Genomic DNA, 18,977 nt, shown 5'->3' with positions numbered 1-18,977 from the left:
GCTTTGACTTATTCAAACCCCAGTTTGCTTTCTCATTTTGGTGTTTTCCGCAAGTCAAATCAGCTTTTACTTATTCAAACCCCAGTTTGCTTTCTCATTTTGGTGTTTTCCGCAAGTAAAATGAGCTTTGACTTACTCAAAATGCTTGAATGCTTTCTCATGGTTAATTTTTGAAGTTTCACTCTAGAAATGTTCTATCTCTAGGACTAAAAATTTTCTAATCCAAAAGTATAAAATAATAGAAACCTGGAGAGAAATATGTCATTAGAAACAGAGACACTACAGGCGACACCACCAACTTCTACTTTTGAGAAACTTCAGGAGAAGCAAGAATTTAACTGGAGGCAATGCTGGTATCCCGTCACCTTCGTTAAAGACTTACCTGCTAACCGCCCTCATAGCTTTTCCTTGTACGATGAACCTTTGGTTTTATTCAAAAACAAAGATGGACAATTTATCTGTTTAGCAGATCGTTGTCCTCACCGTACAGCTAAACTTTCTGATGGACAAATTATTGACGGCAAAATTGAGTGCTTATATCACGGTTGGCAGTTTGGCAGTGATGGCCAATGTCTGCACATTCCCCAATTAGCAACAGATGCAAAAATTCCATTCAATGCTTGTGTGCCATCCTTTAAAGTTGTGGAACGCCAAGGTATGATTTGGGTATGGGCTGGCGAAAAAGAAACTGCTGTTGATGAAATTATTCCAATTTTGCCAGATTTAGATAAGTCAGGATTTGTGTGTGCAGACTTTATATTGGATCTGCCTTATGACCAAACATATCTAGTCGAAAATGTTATCGATCCTGCTCATGTTGCTATTAGCCATAATGGCACTAGAGGGGGTGGTAATCGGAAAAATGCCCAACCACTAGAAATGGAAGTACTAGAGAGTTCGGCTCAGGGGGTTAAAGGCAGGTGGCGGGGAGCTAACAAATCAAATGAAGCCTGGAAGTATATTGATTTTGTTGCTCCAAGTCTTGTGCTGAACACTGCTTATATTGAAAAAAAAGATTGGACATTTGGACTAGCTTTATATTCGATTCCTTTAGGTAAAGGGCGATGCCGTCTTTTAGCTAGAGGTTATCGTAATTTCATGACTTGGGGAGTCAAGCTGAGGCCGCGCTGGCTCGATCACTTAAATACGAACAAAATATTGGAGCAGGATTTGCCTCTGATTGCGGGACAACAGGCAGAAATTGAGCGTTTGGGAAGAAGTCTCAAAGAATTATATTTGCCGTTAAAAACATCTGACACATTAGTGATTGAGTACCGCAAGTGGCTAGATAAATTTGGATCGTCTTTGCCTTTTTATCATGGCTATTCCACGTGGAAAAATGTTGAGAATGACGAGTTGAATTCAAAGTCGGTTTTGCTAGACAGGTTTTCGCGACACACACTTATTTGTAGTTCTTGCAATCGAGCTTATCAAGTTACAAACAGGGTCAAACAAGGTTGTATCGGGGTAGCGATCGCTCTAGCTGCTGTAGCAATACTTACAGATGATTCTAGAATCAAAATAGTAGCAATATCGGTTTCCATCGCAGCAATTGTCATGTCTGTTATGGCTCATACACTCAAAACTCACTTTGAGCATTCCTACACTCGTCACTAAAATAGGTAATGAGAACAGTTCGTAGTAAAGACTTTAGTCCTTATTTTCTAAGTACTAAAGTACTTACTACAAACTTTTCATTAATAGCTTAGACATTGTACCGATACATGTGTAGTAAGTTTGCTCACCTTAAACGATTTGCTCAAACCTCAAGTCTTGTTAAGTCACAATCGAGTTAATGGCTCTGCGCTAAAGTAAAAATATTGGGATAAAAATCTCTGGCAGTAAGTTCAATAGACCAATAATCTTTACCACTGCGGCGATCATGTCTCAAGAGCATAACGAATCACTCCAAATTCAGGAGATCACCAAACTCAAACCGAAACACTTTGCTGATTTAGTCAGATCGGCACAATTGGTTTTCGACCCTACAGCCGGAGTTTCGGGAAGAAATATCACAGTTGACTGGGAACAATTTGGAATTCCCCGTGAAGTAGCGGACAATCTCAAATCACTTGGTCAGCACTACCAGTATGCATCTCCTCACATCCCTGTTGAAGACATTTGGAGTAAATTAACTCCAGAAACTCGTATTTGGTTCGTTGAAAATAAAGATCGGTTGTGGCAGCTTGAAGAAGCTTTCCCAGCCCTTGACGAAGATTGAAGGTGCAGAAGGAGATAGGAGGTTGGAATTTAGATAAGACTTCTATACGAGATCGAAGATTTTAGTGAAGGACTTTAAACTCTTCCTCCCTTCTGCCTCTCTCTACAAGGATAAGCAAAAACTGCGATCGCAAGCAAATAGCGAATATTGACATTACTAGTTGCAAAGTCTTTAACTCTCATTGGTCAAGGACTACTTAGCATTTCTCCAGTTTACAGTTATACTGCTATCATTGCTGGCTCTACTGGTCAGCTAAATCTACTGAGTATTATTTTATTCAGTTTAATAATCGTAGCAAATTAGTACAGATTAAATTGAGACATCCTTTAGCTTTAGCTGGAATGTTTCAAGGTATTTTATTGTTTTCTTTTTTCTTTCAGCAAGAGATATATTAATTACAACAGGCTAGTACCGCAAGGCGGAAGTCAAAAGTCAAAAGTCAAAAATCAAAAGGATTATGGAATAAGCGCTTTAGGGCTTTTAAATGGTCTGCTTATTTACGCTGTGCTGTACTAGGAGTAATATCAAGTCCGGGTAATTACAGTTTAAAAAGTAATCAAACAGACATGATGATATAAGGGATGGGAAGATCAGGGAGAAACCAATCTCCAATAACCAATAACTAATATTTGAGGAGATTTAATGTGTCTAGTCGGAAATTATCTTTGTTACTAAAACTAATAATTATTATATTGGTTACTGGTGCTAGCAGTTTAGGTATCAGCTTGCTTTTAACCACAAGCGGATTTGAGCATTTGTTGGGAATTATCAAGCCAAAAAGCGAGAGTGCTAAAGCGAGTCATAACAAACTGATGAGTGCAGATGCACAGAATATAAGTCCAGTCAAAGACCAGATGAATGAAGTGCCAAAGGCATTTCAGGGAACAATCGTTTATCAAGGGAAACTAAAAGCGAATGAGAAAGTTATTGCCCTAACTTTTGATGATGGCCCCGGCCCCAAAAATACGGCACAGATTTTAGAAATCTTGAAGAAAAATGATGTAAAAGCCACATTCTTCATGATCGGGCAAATGGTGAAATATTTTCCCCAAGTTGCCAAGCAAGTGGCTGCTGATGGTCACGTAATTGGTAATCACACATGGCATCATTGGTATCGCCACATGGACTTAGCTACTGCGGCTAGTGAAATCGATCGTACAGCAGAAATCATCTACAAGACTACTGGAGAGAAAACTACTCTATTTCGTCCTCCTGGAGGCTTTCTGAATAATGGGCTAGCCGAATATGCCAAAAACGAGAAATATGCTGTCATGATGTGGTCAGAAGAATCGGGAGATGCTGAACGTCGTTCGCCTCAAGTTCCAGGACTAGTCAAAAATGTGCTGAAATATGCAAAACCCGGTGCAATTGTCCTGATGCACGATGGGGGCGGCAACCGTTCCAAATCTGTCAAGGCTTTACCAGAAATGATCGCAGGTTTAAAAGCCCAAGGCTATAGATTTGTGACAATTCCCCAACTACTAGAAATACAAGCCCAAGAAAAAAGTGTGGAAACAGCAGCATCACCTGTGGTAACAAATCAAGAACATCTAAACCAACAGCTTAATCATCAGTGATATCCTGTCCAGGTAATTAGTTAGTTTATTGGACAGCAATGGGATGTGTTGGCTAACAATGCAATTGTTTCGACTAATACCAATTCAATTAATGATTGCAATACATCCTTCGGTAAAGTAAAGACGCGATGAATCGCGTCTCTACAAATGGTCTATTTGTCGTTTCAAATTGGTATAACAATGCGATTGTTTCGGCTGACAATGCCAATACAGCAATCTAAAATCGGGTTTCATACTCAACTTGAAGTTGATTGTCATCCCCCACATCAGTTGAGCCTCGCATCAGAATTTCGTCATTGACTCGATAGAGGACATTGAAACGGAAAGAGTCATCGCTAGAAAGAGCGCGTGATAAAGAGGCAGAGAAATTTTTACTAATATCAAACACACCTTCCGCTGATAAATTAAGAATTGAAGCTCTTGATGCTTTTGATTCTTCATTATTAATAGATGGAGTCGGAAATATCCGAAATTCACTGAAACCAACAGCCTGTCCGATCGCAGTGATAGTTCCTTGTAAACCACCTAAAATGGTAGAACTAGCGAAATTAGTCAACCCTTGGCCTGCATCTGCTTGACCGAAAGAACCCAGAATTGAGCCACCCAGCAAAGCAACTATTTCTCCCTTACTACGGCTAGGTTCGCTCGTCAGTTCTAGATTCTCACCCAATTTACTAGCTGGCCCGTCCACCCTAGCTTGAACGGTAACGCTACGTAAAGTCCCAAAGTTGTTTACAGAAACATCGCTGACTTCAGAAGACAATGGTGATTCCAAAGTTTGAGTGTTCCTTGCTGATGCTTCTGGTACAATTGCCGTCAGTCGGACATCCAAAGTCGGGTCAAGTCCTTGACTTGGAATAAACCGCGCAGTTTGTTCATAGCCCCGCGCCAAGGTGAACTGAGTGGAAAACAAGCTCAGTCCTCCTCCTGTCAAACGAATGACTCCTTCAGGAAGCGGTTTAGCTAATGTACCATTAATGGTCAAGTCACCTTTAGCGTCAAACCTCAATAGGGGCTGACTCAATGCCGCTCCTCCTGGTACAAAACTGAGTAGGGACTGAGTTGTAACCCGAATATCTTTGCCTAAAATCAACTTTAAATCTGCAAACTTTACAGGTAAATTGGGTGGAGTTGCAGCGCTAGTGCTTGCGTCTGCTGTCACCACTGGGTTAGTGCTTCCATCTACTGTAGCCACTGGGTTAGCGCTATTCTCTGCTGTCGGTGTGACGTTAGGATTAACCTGTTGTCTATCTAGATTTATGACCTTAGTATTAGCCTCTGCTGTAGCTGCTGATTTTTTAGCAGCAGTAGGCGAGTTGCCAATAATTACCTGACCATCACTCAGTTGAATCTCTCCACCAATTACAGGTTTTAAGGCTGTGCCGCGAATCACGACATCGCCACCAACACCACCTTCATACAGTCCTGCAAGCTTAAAATTGAGTTTGTCTGCTATTGATACTGTCAGGGGATTAGCTGCGGCTTGTTGAGCATCAAAAATTGGCAAGATGCCTGATGCAGTTACTAGCCCTTGATTGTAATTACCTTGAATATTTTCAACGCTTACCGTTCTACCATTAAATTGCGCTGTTCCTGTGACATTCGTTAAAGGGTCGGATAAGGCTTGAGCGCGAAAAGTTGCATTATTAAGTGTGGCGTTGCCGTTGATAACTGGTTCGTTTAAAGTACCTCGAACATTTAAATCTACTTTTCCTTGACCGTCTACCCAAGCGACTTGATTATTGGTAAGCAGATTTAATAGTGCCAATCCTTCATTTTGCACATTGGCGTTGATGCTGATTTGATTGCTATCCGGTTGCACTTTGGCAAAAGGCAAAGGAGCTGGTACGCTACCTGTAACGGCAACTGGCTGTGTTCCTGTCACGAGTAAGGTACTATCAAAATTCAAGCGAGCTTTGTTGTAATCAAAGTTCACTTGCCCTGTTTGTACGGGTTGTTTGTTAAGGGTCGCATTCGCTAGCGCCACTTTACCTTGAACTCTGGGGTCTTGCAAACTACCTGCTAAAGTGGCATCAGCATTTACATTACCAGTGATATCTATGGGGTATTTTTCGATAAAAGGTTCTAAAAGTGATAAGGGCAGACTGGCTACATTCAACTTTCCAGATAGTTGCTCAGTTCCTAACTGTCCTGAAAACGCTACCAGTCCTCCATCAATCCCTACACTCAAGGGTGAAAGGGTGACGATACCATCGGCAAAAGTGCCTTGAGCAACGACTTGGTTGATGGAATAATTACCCCATTGCCAGTTAGCACCTTGAAAATTAAAGCCGACATTCAACCCAGACTTTAAGGAGCCATTGGCTGTAATTGCTCCGTTTAAAGCACCTGTCAATTCTGCAAGGCTGGGTAAAGATGGGGTTTGTTTGGTTTGAGCTTGCCGTTCTTTGGCGATCGCTGTTGTAATATTTGAGAAGTATGCTAACTGTGTTTTCAAATCTGCATTCGGCAAGCTGACAGACTCAGTTTCAAGTGCTTCTGCTCCAGCTAATGTTGGAGGCTGCAACCCAGTACCAAGGTCTTGAAAGTCGAAGATATTAAACGCTTGTAAAAGTCTCTGGATTTTGGCTTGGGCAAAATTAGCTTGGAATTGAAATTGCGGGTCATTCCCTGCTTGCACATTACCACTGAGGGCGATGTTGCTATCGCCAATCCGCAATTGACCATTAGCCAAGCTAGCTGTACCATCGGCATAATTGATGCTGCCGCGAAATTCATCGGCTGCAACTCTGGCAACACGAGGCCCTGCGATCGCAACGTCTCCCGCAATGGCATAATTATTTAAATTAACAACTAAATTACCCGATAATTGCCCCCCCAGAGGTTTCAATTGATTATTAGGTAAAAAGCCGCCAACCAGAGCGATGGGAAACTGCTGGGCGTTGACGATCAAGTTATCTCCCTCAGTTCTACCTGTAGTAACTGCCTCATCGCGTTTAACTAAAAATGAAGTGGGACGATAATCTGCACCTAAGTTAAGCGCAATCCGATCTTGCTTCCCAGCTAATCGCAGAGTTGCCCCTTGTCCCCCTTGAAAATTCACATTTCCGGTTAAAAGTGGGTCAAACGCCAAGTTACTCACATTGAAATTCCGCAGCCGGATATTCCCATTAGCTTGGGGAACATCTGGAGTTCCTGTAACTTTTCCATTAAAATCAAGTCGTCCTGCTATTGCTACGTCACCAGGAACTTTAAAACCAGTATTTTGTAAGTTGAAATTCTGCGCCAGCACATTTAAATCAAATCCGGCAATTTGAGGTGCGCCAGTTGGGGGAGACTGAATAGCGATCGCCCCATTAGCCCTCAATCCTGGGGTACTTGCGTTTTCAACTATAATCTGCTGTCCATTCCACTGAAATTGCACGGTGAGCGGTTTTGCCAGCTGCGCTACTCCTTGGGGAAGGCTGATTTCTCCGGCGGCGCGAATATCTGCAAGCTGGAAAGATTGGGTTGTGCCTGCTAACTGAATATTGCTATTCAGCCGTCCTCGCAGTTGGGGTGAAAAACGGCTGAGTTGAATTTGAGAAGTTTTGACAGATCCTTGCCAGCGTTGTTGTGCAATTTCACCTCTGGCTCTGATTGTCCCACCTGCCACGTTCACAACCGCATCGGGAAAGACGATATTCTCTCCCTGTTTGGTAACAACTACTCGTCCGGTGGTGGGATAGGTGGCACTAGGCGCTTGTACTCGTGCTACTGTTTGCAGATTGCTCAGAGTGCCGGAAATATCGGCATTTGCCGAGACATTCCCAATGGTGATCGAGGGTGAAGAATTGTAGGCTTTAGCGATCGCATCTCCTGGTATATTTTTTGCTTGCACAATCAACGCCACCCTACCTTGGGGTGCAAGCTGAACTCGTCCGCTAGCTGTGACTTGCCCTCCCACCTCTGGATTTGCTTGAACGCGAGAAACATAGACGTTTAACGGTGTACCCAGAGAACCAGAAATTTTAGCGTTCGCAGATATACCACCAACATTAATCGGAGTTGAAATACCGTAACCTTGAGCGATCGCATTTCCTGGGATACCTTGAGCTTGAATATCTACGCCTACCTGACCTTGGGGAGCGAGTTGAATTTGACCATTGGCTGTGATTTGCCCTCCGGCTGACGGCGTTATCTGAACATTAGAAACATCAAGTTTCAACGGCTGTTTGCGAAGTGAGCCAGAAATTTGGGCTTTTGCTGAAACATTCCCCACTGCGATCGGTAGAGTAACGCCATAGCTGCGTGCTAGTATATCTCCTGATATTCCATCAGCTTGAGCATTAAATATTACCCCATCTTTGGTTCCCAGATTAGCTTGACCGCCGCCTGTAATTTGACCACCAGCTGCGGGGACTATTTTCAGATTGGAAACAGTAAGTTGAGATGCAGTTTGAGACGCATTCAAGCGGAAATCAGTGTTGATGGTTTTAAATTGAACGCGGTCAACTTGAATCGGTTTTGTATTATTTACTGTACCACTGACGACTGGTTGCTCAAGTGCGCCTAGTATTTTAACATTTGCTTGAATTTCGCCACTAGCTGGGACTGACGAATTTACTTTCAGGGTATCTAAGATATTTTTCGCAGTAACTGGTTTGATCTGAGCAGAGACATTAAAACCTGTTTTAGTATTAATTGTGCCATTAGCGAAAATGGGAACTTTGCCAAAGTTCGTACTCAAATTATCTAAAGTAACTGTCTGACCTTGAAATAGAAATTTCCCATTAAAATTAGAAATCGGCTGAGGAATATTTGGAATTTTAGCGGTGATTTGATTAGCAGTAGCTGTTCCCGTAATTGCGATGTCTGAAAGTTTGGGTGGAATCTGAACTCCTAAGTCAGCATTTAAATACCCTGCTTGCAGAGCGATCGGTAATTGAATTAATCGAGTGATTTCAGATGCTTGTAAATTTTGTGCTGAAAGTTGGAGGTTAGTTTGTTGAGCTTTTAATTGGGTTTCGCCAACAATTTTAACAGCCCCTCCCCTAGTGAGTTGAGTATTGAAGTCATAACCGATCTTTTGATTTCCATCTGAAAATCGGGCAATACCACCAACTTGATCTAATATTACTGAGCCTTTCGGTTTAGTTGGTGCAGTGAATGGCATCAACTCTACTTTGCCATCTTGAATTTGAAGTGACTGCAACTCAGTTTGAATAAAACCTTTTCCTTCCCCAGCCTTAACTTGGGCTGTCACCCAACGACCATCTTTATCTTGTTGAATGTAGACATTGGGTTGAACTAACGTGACATCTAATACCAATTTTCGGCTAAGAAGGAGTTGCAACGGCGAGAACTGCACCTCCAAAGCTTTTGCTACTACCTGATCTCGATCGCTAGCAGTTGCTGGTATCGATAAAGAGCTAAATCTTAGACTAGAAAGCGAAAAACGTTCAACGTTCCCAACTTTTACTGAACGCCCCAGTAATTGCTCAAGATTTTGCTGCACTAACGGTGCTAAATCTTTGTATACATAGTTTCTAGCCCACCAAGCACCAACTATAATTCCAATTAGCAAAACCCCACCCAGAGCCAAACTGGTACGTCCTAAAAGCAGGAGCCACAGACGACGATTAGATGGTTTTTGATTGTTTTCTGAATTTGGCGATCGCGTCATGATTATTACCAGTACCAGTACTTTTTCTGGAGTGAGGCGGGAGACAGGTTAGTTGCAGTTGTATAAGCAAGTTACAAAATATGGTTTCACAATATCATGACTTACGCAAGAACTTTGTGGCAAGCTGCTTCTATTTTCTAAGAGAGGCTGCGCCAAGAAGACGCATTTGCAGTGCATCTATGTTGTTTTATGATTTTGTGTAATTCCTCAATCTATTTCGATTACTAATTTGTTTATCATCAGATATTATTTTTGCTGGTATTCTGATTTTGATACTTTGTTGGTATTAAAAAATTATTTATAACTTCCTAAATTTGAACAGTCTTTATTTTAAGAGAATTTTATAATCATTGAAATTGATATCTTTGATATATATTTTATTTACTTAATATCGCTTCTTTGTGAAGTTGCATATATTTACCCCAGAGCAACAAATTACTAACAAGACTCCCGACTTGTTTAAAAAGTCGGGAATCTGAGCTTTTTGATTCCTCTTTGGCAAACTCAATCATTCATCAGTTGGATCGTCAATCATTTCCGGTACTAAAGCTGGGTTACTTCTACGTTCTTGTGGTGATTGCTCTCGAATAACATCGTCTATTCTGGCAGGGTGTTTGATTTTGTCTAGTACCTCTGGACTTAATTGTGATGGATCGCCTTCTGGATTAGACTTTTCAGCTTGACTAGGAACTGTTTCCTTATTCATAACTATTTCCCTAAACCCTAAACTTATACGCCAAGCTTAAGTTCTTTTATGGTGGGGTACACACTATCTTGGGACTTAATTTTACATAGCAGTGGGTAAGAAAGGCGTGAGCTTTAACGAAACACAATAAAGGCGTCAGTCGCCAGAATTGAGAATGAATTTTGAACGAAAGAGTGGATAACGCAGCGTAAAGCCTTCTCTTCTTTTTCAAAGAGGCTTGTCTGCGACACCTACGCGTAGCGCCTCATAGAGAGCATCTTGATTCTGACGCCAAGCCGCGGAGCGTCTTTGGCTTTGCGTCTTTGGCTTTGCTCTTGAATTCTGACTTCTGAATTCTTCTTCAAGAATTGTAGTTTTTGGCTGACCCAGAAAGCAATGTCATCAAAAAATGACATTGTGACCATTAATGAACACGTAGTTCGCTATAATTGTCATAAAAGCATGACAATAAGATCCCAGAAGGGCTGATAAATTCGTGAAACAGCCAAAAAACCCACCTCATACCCCTTGATCCCTAGATATGCTTAGTGGTTAATATAGACTTAACAAATAGAAATCCTCCGATCCCAAAGAAATGCTGATTTCGGCATCATAAGGAATTGAAAGGATATTGGCTCGATTTAAAAACAGATTAAAAAACTTAAAAACTGGGCAAAACCAGGAGTCAGGAATAAGAAATTCATCTGGAATGGATGAGATTTTACATAGCATTCTTTAACCAGGGGAAATCATTTACCGCTTAAACTACTGGAGGCCAAATTAATGGCAAAAGAACGCCCGCCACTAGAGGAGATGACCTTACGTCAATTACGCAAAGTTGCTAGCGAATATAGCATCTCTCGCTATAGCAGAATGCGTAAATCACAACTGCTGACATCAATACAAGAAGTCCAGCGTAGCAAAAACTTACTCAGTCCATCTCGTTCATTGGAGGCACAAGAAACCGTGGAAGCTGCAAAGTTTGAATTAGGTCAGGAAGATCGTACTGGTGGATCTTTAGCTGATGTTGATGAAGGACTGGCAGATTTGCCCTCTGGCTATGGTGAAAGCCGGATTGTACTTTTACCGCGCGATCCTCAATGGGCTTATACTTACTGGGATATTCCCAATGAACACAAAGAGGAACTGCGTCGGCAAGGTGGACAACAACTGGCACTACGGATTTATGATGTCACCGACATCAATATTGAATACCAAAGCCCACATAGCATTCAAGAATATCCTGCTGATGAACTAGCTAGAGAATGGTATATACCAGTTCCAGTTAGCGATCGCGATTATACCATCGATATCGGCTATCGTGCTGCTGATGGTCGCTGGTTAGTACTAGCTCGTTCTAGTAGAGTACACATTCCTCCCGTCTATCCTTCTGACTGGATTGAGGATGTCCTCATCACTGTAAATTTTGAAGAAGATTTACGTGGCAAAACTCAGTACGAACTAGTTCCTCCTGCTAAGAAAGTTGCACCTACCACCAATGGTAATGCTGTTGTAAATGGCAACAGCAACCCCATCTACGACGAAATCTTTGGTTTAGCAGAATCTGCCGAAACACAACGGGTTGCTGGTTCTATTTTCGGCTCCCAACAAGGTGCAGTGCGTCCTGAACAAGCCATTAGCTCCTACATTTTCCCATCTGGTGTCGGTCTATGGGCAACTCCTACCGCTTCCGGTGCAGGAATGTCAGGTGTTGGCTTCTCGGCTTCCGCCGTACCAGTGCGTCCGCGTCAGTTCTGGTTAATTGCCGATGCTGAGTTGATAGTCTACGGTGCAACCGAACCCGATGCTACTGTAACCATTGGTGGCCGTCAAATTAAGCTAAACCCAGATGGAACATTCCGCTTCCAGATGTCCTTCCAGGATGGTTTAATTGACTACCCAATTTTAGCTGTAGCTGCTGATGGTGAGCAAACCCGGTCAATTCAGATGAAATTTAATCGTGAGACACCATCTCGGAATACTAACACCAAAGAAGAAGCTGTCTTAGAATGGTTCTCTTAAGTTTTGGCTTTGAGATTGACTACAGACTGAAATTTTAAATTATTCCCCGCTATAGTAATTCTGTAGCGGTTTTTTTTATATTATTATGTCTACAAAAAAATTATTTTTGTTATTTATCTTGATAATCAGTGCAAGCTTATTATCAGGTTGCCAAAAGATAGAAGCAAATTTAGTCCCAAAAGCATCTAAAAGTTGTCCTGGCAAAGATGCCAAGTTCAGCATTGATTTTTTTAAAACCAATAATCAAGGAGAAAAAAATTCCAAAGGTATTAACAATGTGATTATTTTTAATCCCAAATCAGCAGAATTAGATTTCAAAGTTAATGTTGGTCTATCTCATAAACTTTACGCCAAAGATAGTAGAGGTAAACTACGTAAAGAATATGTAGCAAAACAGTTTCATGAACTGATCGCTGATGAAAATGCTAAGTTAAACGGACAGCTACCCATTGCCGCAATTAATGCCGACTATATAGATACTGATGATAAACCACAAGGCTTAAATATTTCTCGTGGCGTAGAATATTCAGGAGCATTTAAAAATAAACGTTCTTCCTTTGGGATATCAGGAGGTACGCCCCAGCAGCGACAGGCTACTATCCAAGCTGGCAGAAGAGAAAACGATATTCTCAATTACAATTTAGTGGGCGGTAATGGTAGATTTTATCGTCAGGGTAAGTTTAAAGATATTTGTGAAGATTTGGGAGAATTTGCTTGTAAAAATGCAACTAATCGCTCTCTGGCAGCTATCACTAATCAAGGCTATGTAATCTTATTAGTTAATGACTTGAAAGCTAATTCAGATATTGAATTATCTCAATTTAATCGAGAGTTACTGCCAGATATGTTTGATAATGTCTTGGAAGGCATTGCTAGCAATAACTGTTTAGGTAAGATTCAAGAAGGGATTTTATTTGATGGAGGTATGTCTCCAGGATTGTATTACAACCAGAAAACTTATGTAGAAAACCTTGGGCCGATTGGTTCAGTTTTTTTGATTTACAAAAAATAAAATATTTATAATTTCCAGCGTTATTGCACCCCACCTCGATGCTTTGGCGGGGTGGGGTGATTCGGGTTTAATAAGTCATTAAGCAGACATGATATAATTAACCGAACTTGATATCATTGGTTATTTACAACTGACCAATAACTAATGACTAATTCACGAGTTAATGCTTATTTACGACTTTGCGATTCATCTGGAATTTTAGTTTTTTGATGAGAAAAACGAATTCCTACAAAGACATCGTAAATAAACTCTAAAAAGTCTTTCTTTTGTAGTAACCCTGAAGTTTGATAACAGCCTTTTTCATCTAACAAAGGCTTCATTAGATAGTATGTAGACTGATATTTGTACCAGGGAATACAAGTCCATAAATGATGAATTAAATGGTAGTTCTGACCTAAAATCAGGATGTTAAGAATTGGGCTGGGGTATACACGAGCATTTTTCCAGCGATCGCGTTCAACAAAGGGACGATGGGGCAAATAATCAAAAAATAAGCCCAGTATTAATCCCACTATACCAGAAGGTACAACCCAAAAATTGAGAACGTACATTAAAAAATGATATTGAACCGAGATATAAAAAATTGCAACAACAATTAAGCGGCTAATTAACCATTCCCATAGCTCATATTTGCGCCACAGTCGCCGTCGAAAGAAAAACACTTCATGCGACAAGAATCGAAATGCAATCAGCCACAACGGGCCACCTGTAGAAACAAAATGATCTGGATCGTCTTTGGGATGGTTGACATGAGCATGATGCTGCAAATGTACTCGTGTAAACACTGGAAAAACGAACCCTAGCATCAGGGCGCTACCATGCCCTAGCATGGCATTAATTACTCGATTGCGGTGAGCAGATTGGTGACAAGCATCATGAATTACCGTTCCAGCGCAATGCAAGGCAATAGTGTTAGAAACAAAACATAGCCAGTCTGGCCATTGCCAAAGCCAATAACCACAATGAGATGACACCAGTACTGTTACAGATGCAAAAAACAGTAGTAGTGTAGGATTGAAATCACCAGGAGGCGCTAACAATTCCTTTGGTGGAACTTTCAACAGTTTATGTGTTTCTGAAGTTACCGTTCTTACTTCTGTATCTACTACGTCTTTAAAAATGACTTCCAAGTTGTTGCCATTTAGCTTTTTATAGTCATCAACGGCTGGGTCGATGATGATTAGGCTTTTGTCCGGGATGTCAAAAAAATTAGGATCTAAAGAGGTCATAATTTTCCTGGTCGTGATTCGTTGATAAAATGAGCTTGAAATCCCAAACTCAACCAGCACAGAATAGATTTCTTGCCTCGATTAGAGAGATGAAAAGATTGAAAATTTAGCCAATACTCTTCTCTATTCAAATTAGGTATGGACTGTAAGAGATAGGGAATAGAAAAAATTTAGAATTCCTTGCTAAACTACATACATAAACAAAATATTTGATTTTTCATTTTGGTAATTAGTCCTGTTACTCATAATGCCAGCGACAACGGCATACATAGATTTTGGTTTGATATCGACATTTATCGATTTGCCCAGGCAATATTTTTTCCGATGTGCTGAAACGAAACTTTGTTATTGCTTTTGTAAAAAATAATTTTCAACAATATAAAGAATACAGTTATTTGAACGATCGACGCAAGAGTTTTGTCGGAATTTGACGTATAATCAAAATATTTTAGTCACAGATATCATACTTTTAACAAAAATGCATATTTTATTTGCTTAAATAAAAACTCATCTTTTTTCCTAACCGATGTAATAAGTATATATACTTGCGATCGCTTGCTCCCTTTTGATTCCGTGCAGTTGCTGTCTTCTTCTTTGAACCAAAACTTTATTGCGGGAGTATACTGGTAGCGAGAATAGGGAAAGCTTTGTGCAAACCATGACACTTAATTTGTGGAGCATACCACTTCCTACACTGATTCTGAGTTTGGGACCACCAAAAATATCAAATTTCTATACTTAACAACAAAGATTTTGCTATGCGTCAATTATTACTAGTTTTGTCCAGTATACTAACTCTCAGCAGTTTAAATACCCCTGCCATGACAATAGCAGGCACAACGCCTGATTTATCTGAGATGCGCTTAGTTCAAAAGCTCAACTGCAATAATCCTCAAACTCAAGCAGTAATTAATGAATGTACGAAGTTGTCTTATCAGAATGCAGATAAAAAACTGAATCAAGTTTATCAACAATTGATATCTACATTAGAAAGGCCTAGAAAACAGAAATTGATTGCTGCACAACAAACATGGATCAAATTTCGAGATACCAATTGTGAGTTTGAGAGGAGCAAATATGAGGGCGGAAGTGTTGCCTCTAGCATTTATTCTGGTTGTTTGGAAAATACCACAAAACTGCGTACCCAACAATTACAAGAATATCTCAAAACTGACCCTTAAGCTTAAGCTGTAAGTCAGTTTAGAAGAAGCTTTTAGAGATTAGACTTCTTGCATGAATCAATGAGCTTTCACCCTAAATCCCTCTCCCAAGCGTGGGAGAGGGACTTTTAAATTTGCTATTTGTGCAAGAAGTCTATTGAGTCAGCGACTCAATGAATGCATTCTCCGGCGGTAGCTTGGGAATGAGGGAAGTTTTATCAAGCTAGGTTTTTATTAACTACTAGTTGTCACTGGAAACTAGACTAATTATCTTTTTCTGAGATTAACGCAAACCTAAAATTTCGGAAATCGCCGCTACAATATCCAAATAAAAGTTGCCTTTCACCGCCCGAAACAACTCAAATTTAGAGTCAGGGGCACCAAAAAATGGTCTGAGAAACCATCCTAACTGCATACCAACAAAGGCATAAAGCAATAACCAGGATCTTAAAATAGTGGTGCGAGTTTTTTTGCCAACTTCATCTTGTTGAGAAAGTAATTGCATTCCTTCATAAAGGAATTTCACGCCAAATATGCCTGTGATAGCAAAAATAAACACATTCAGCAGTTTAAAAAATTGATAAGAATCAGGTGTAGTAATCAGAAAAAATAGCGTAACTGGTGCCAAGCTAAATAAAAGTACACTAATCACTGATACAGATGTGAGTAATACAACGAAATGCTGTAAAATACTGCTCCGAGAACCAAATAAAACATTAAAAAAGAACAAAGTCGGGAAACAAATAATCAGTGTGATTAAATAGAATACCGGAAGCTTAATAGCACCAGATAATGCTTGTGCCCAACTGTGGGATGCACCGATAATTGCTCCATAAAGGGCAAAAAATATAGAACTAGATACAAACAGAGAACTAATTTTATTTTGTAATCGCACTCCCTGACGAATTTCTTCTAAAAATGACTGACGATCGCGCAGTAAATTAACCAAAACACCAAACTGTTGAATTCCGCGATTTTGCTTTTTCAGCATAATTTTATCTGTTATATATTTTCTGTAATTACTAATGACTAATTAACGGAATCCAAAGAGATAGCTAAGAGATTTAATGACGCTTAAATAGAAATTACCTTCTCTTTCACGGAATAGTTCAAAGACAGAACCAGGTGTGCCAAAAAACGGTCTGAGAGTCCATCCTAACTGACTGCCTATGAAAGCGTAAAGAAATAGCCAAAATTGTAAAATTTTCTGGCGTGTCTTACTACCTTCATTATCTTGTTCTAAAACTAAACTCGTAGCTTGATATAAAGACGAAACACCAATAAATCCGGTGATGGCAAAGATAAAGACATTTAACAAAATTAGAAATTGGTAATTATTGGTGGTAATTAAGAAAAAGAGTGTGATTGGAGCAAAGCTAAATAAAAGTACGCTCGTGACTGAAACCGCAGTTAATACTAATGCTAAATGCTGGGCAAAAGTCCGCTTGGAACCAAAAATAATATTAGCGAAGAACAACGTCGGGATACAAATCAAAAGTGTGATTAAATAAAGGGCTGGGAGTTTAATGGCGGAAGATATAGCTTGCATCCAGCTATGGTATGCACCAATGATTCCGCCATAAGCAGCGATAAATAAGGAACTACAAACTAGCAAAGAAATTATTTTATTTGGTAATCTCGTACCTTGGCGAATTTCCTCTAGAAATCCTTGGCGATCGCGCAAGAATCCAATCAGCACTGCAAAGTATTTGATTCCTGAAGATTTCCGTTCAATCATGTTATCCTCACACCGATATTATTCTACGTTTCATCTGAGTAATCACCGCCAGAACCATACTTCCAAGCATCAATCAAACGATGCCAATAATATTGTTGTTCGTTCGGTTGATTCTTAATCCATGTTTCTAACATTGGACTTAGCGAAAGTAAGGCAGTGTATACACCTAAATTACTGTAATGTAACATCCAATCTAACAAACTTGCCAAACCTACTTGCGGAATTATCTTAACAACTAATGCAGGATGATATAAACCAGTTTTTAACAGTGTTTGTGTTAGTGCCGAAAACTGCACTATATCTTGTAAAAATGGTTTTAACACTGGTGTTCCCAACTGTTGCATTTCTTGAAATACTGCTGAGAGTAATTGGTTAATTTGATCTGGGGCAATTTTCTGATTTACACCAACACTCATCGCCCTTTGAAACAACCAGGTAACAGTCAAACTTGGCTGATAAGGTTGCAGTAGTGCTAACGCTTTTGCAGATAATTGTTCTGTTTCCAGCGCTTCGGAAATGCCATAAGTTAAACGCTTCAGGTGACGCACCATTGCCCCAAAACCACCAAAACTCAAGGGAGATTGACTACCACTGCTATCTCCGGCTGGTAGAATGCGATTCCAAGGGGTTTTTAGCGGACTTTGGCGATAGGTGGGAAAGAAACCAAATAGCGCTCGTTGAAATTTCAGCTTGCTCAGTTCCACTCCCTGATATTCTGGTAAAAGACGCAGATATTCCTCAAATAGAGCTTCTAAACTCAAACGTTGCGGATGTGCATCCATGTAAGTAAACAAGTAAGTTGTTCTGCCATCTCTGGCTGGAAAGGCTTCCCAGAAGTACTGGCATTGATTTTGCAAAGATGTAAATGATAATAACAAGTCGCCTGAGTTATTTTCTGGAAAACCTTGGGCGCAACTTCCCACAACCAAGCATAAAGCGTCTGGTTTTTTGCCTTGGCGTGCTTGTTGGGTGATCGGTGAAAAATGTCCCATCGCGTCGATTAATAAGCGAGTTTTGAATTGGTTATTTACGATCACCCCGTCGGGATGAACTACTGCTTCGGTAAAAGGTGTGTTTTCTAACAACTTTCCCCCAGCAGCGAGAAATCGAGTTTTCAAGGTAGCTAGTAGATAAACTGGATCTACGCCGATATTCAAAACATCCTCTACCCAAACTTCTGTACCGCCAGCAAAACTAACTCGTGCTGGGTTATATTGAGTGGCGATCGCACTTGCTAATTCTTCCTCACTCAGCAAGTTCAATTCCACAAACACATCTAATTCTTTACGAGAAATATTCCACTCTTGTTCCCTTCCCCGCAAAATTCCCCGTTCCAACAACGCCACCCGCAACCCCTTCACCGCCAAGGCGCAACCAATTAAAATGCCCAAAGTGCCACCGCAGATCAGCACATCGAAATCTACAACGCCTAAAGGCTGTTGACTTTCTTTAACTAGCGTTGGTACTGGTGCGGTGTTTTCGCGCACAGATGTTAAGATGCGATCACCTTGACGCAATCCTTTTAAAACATCGCCGGGTAATTGGGAAAGAATTTCTTCAGTTAAAGACATTTTGGAAAAACTAAACTCTACATTCCAAAACTACCTGAGAATGAAGAAAGTAGCTAAATAAAAAGACCTCTCCCTGGTTTTACTACGTAATATGATGTCTGCCAAATTACCCATAAAAAAGAACCCCACCCCCAAC

Annotated in this window: 12 protein-coding genes; 6 read left to right on the top strand and 6 right to left on the bottom strand. The window is 40.4% G+C overall.

Translation table 11 applies throughout. From position 1 onward, the window contains the following. Positions 1-258: 258 nt before the first annotated feature. From ACFE93_RS29300 to ACFE93_RS29290, 3 genes are all read left to right on the top strand, one after another. A complete protein-coding gene (locus ACFE93_RS29300; protein ID WP_375478758.1) occupies positions 259-1,617 on the top strand; it encodes a Rieske 2Fe-2S domain-containing protein in 1,359 nt (452 codons plus the stop codon). Between the two features lie 265 nt (positions 1,618-1,882). Beyond that, positions 1,883-2,221, top strand: a complete 339-nt coding sequence (locus ACFE93_RS29295; protein WP_292858088.1) for a hypothetical protein — start codon at positions 1,883-1,885, stop codon at positions 2,219-2,221. A gap of 644 nt (positions 2,222-2,865) precedes the next feature. Continuing rightward, entirely contained in the window at positions 2,866-3,798 is a 933-nt protein-coding gene (locus ACFE93_RS29290) for a polysaccharide deacetylase family protein (RefSeq protein ID WP_375478755.1), read from the top strand. Positions 3,799-4,015: 217 nt separating this feature from the next. On the opposite strand, the gene ACFE93_RS29285 is transcribed toward ACFE93_RS29290, so the two are convergent. Further along, positions 4,016-9,424, bottom strand: coding sequence for a translocation/assembly module TamB domain-containing protein (locus ACFE93_RS29285; RefSeq protein ID WP_375478753.1), 5,409 nt, complete (start codon positions 9,422-9,424; stop codon positions 4,016-4,018). Positions 9,425-9,932: 508 nt separating this feature from the next. Then, positions 9,933-10,130, bottom strand: a complete 198-nt coding sequence (locus tag ACFE93_RS29280; protein WP_335190175.1) for a hypothetical protein — start codon at positions 10,128-10,130, stop codon at positions 9,933-9,935. A gap of 762 nt (positions 10,131-10,892) precedes the next feature. Here ACFE93_RS29280 and ACFE93_RS29275 point away from each other — a divergent pair. After that, positions 10,893-12,131 carry a DUF4912 domain-containing protein gene (locus ACFE93_RS29275; RefSeq protein WP_375478750.1) on the top strand — a complete coding sequence of 413 codons (1,239 nt, stop codon included), beginning with the start codon at positions 10,893-10,895 and terminating at the stop codon, positions 12,129-12,131. A gap of 85 nt (positions 12,132-12,216) precedes the next feature. Then, a complete protein-coding gene (locus ACFE93_RS29270) occupies positions 12,217-13,143 on the top strand; it encodes a phosphodiester glycosidase family protein (RefSeq protein WP_375478748.1) in 927 nt (308 codons plus the stop codon). A gap of 167 nt (positions 13,144-13,310) precedes the next feature. On the opposite strand, the gene crtR is transcribed toward ACFE93_RS29270, so the two are convergent. After that, positions 13,311-14,372, bottom strand: a complete 1,062-nt coding sequence (crtR, locus tag ACFE93_RS29265) for a beta-carotene hydroxylase (protein WP_375478747.1) — start codon at positions 14,370-14,372, stop codon at positions 13,311-13,313. Positions 14,373-15,130: 758 nt separating this feature from the next. On the opposite strand from crtR, the gene ACFE93_RS29260 reads away from it, so the two are divergent. Further along, a complete protein-coding gene (locus ACFE93_RS29260) occupies positions 15,131-15,553 on the top strand; it encodes a lysozyme inhibitor LprI family protein (protein ID WP_375478745.1) in 423 nt (140 codons plus the stop codon). A gap of 262 nt (positions 15,554-15,815) precedes the next feature. On the opposite strand, the gene ACFE93_RS29255 is transcribed toward ACFE93_RS29260, so the two are convergent. The 3 genes from ACFE93_RS29255 to ACFE93_RS29245 are packed head-to-tail and all read right to left on the bottom strand — an operon-like array spanning position 15,816 to position 18,841. Further along, positions 15,816-16,523 carry an actin-binding WH2 domain-containing protein gene (locus tag ACFE93_RS29255; RefSeq protein WP_375478743.1) on the bottom strand — a complete coding sequence of 236 codons (708 nt, stop codon included), beginning with the start codon at positions 16,521-16,523 and terminating at the stop codon, positions 15,816-15,818. A 42-nt stretch (positions 16,524-16,565) separates the two neighbouring features. Further along, entirely contained in the window at positions 16,566-17,270 is a 705-nt protein-coding gene (locus tag ACFE93_RS29250; protein ID WP_375478741.1) for an actin-binding WH2 domain-containing protein, read from the bottom strand. Positions 17,271-17,293: 23 nt separating this feature from the next. Further along, the gene (locus ACFE93_RS29245; RefSeq protein WP_375478739.1) at positions 17,294-18,841 is read right to left on the bottom strand and encodes an FAD-binding oxidoreductase; all 1,548 of its coding nucleotides are present in this window, start codon (positions 18,839-18,841) and stop codon (positions 17,294-17,296) included. Positions 18,842-18,977: the final 136 nt, after the last annotated feature.

Origin of the sequence: uncultured Nostoc sp. (genome assembly GCF_964247315.1) — a bacterium.
In the GTDB taxonomy this organism is placed as follows: domain Bacteria; phylum Cyanobacteriota; class Cyanobacteriia; order Cyanobacteriales; family Nostocaceae; genus Nostoc.
This window is presented reverse-complemented; position numbering and strand designations above follow the sequence as displayed.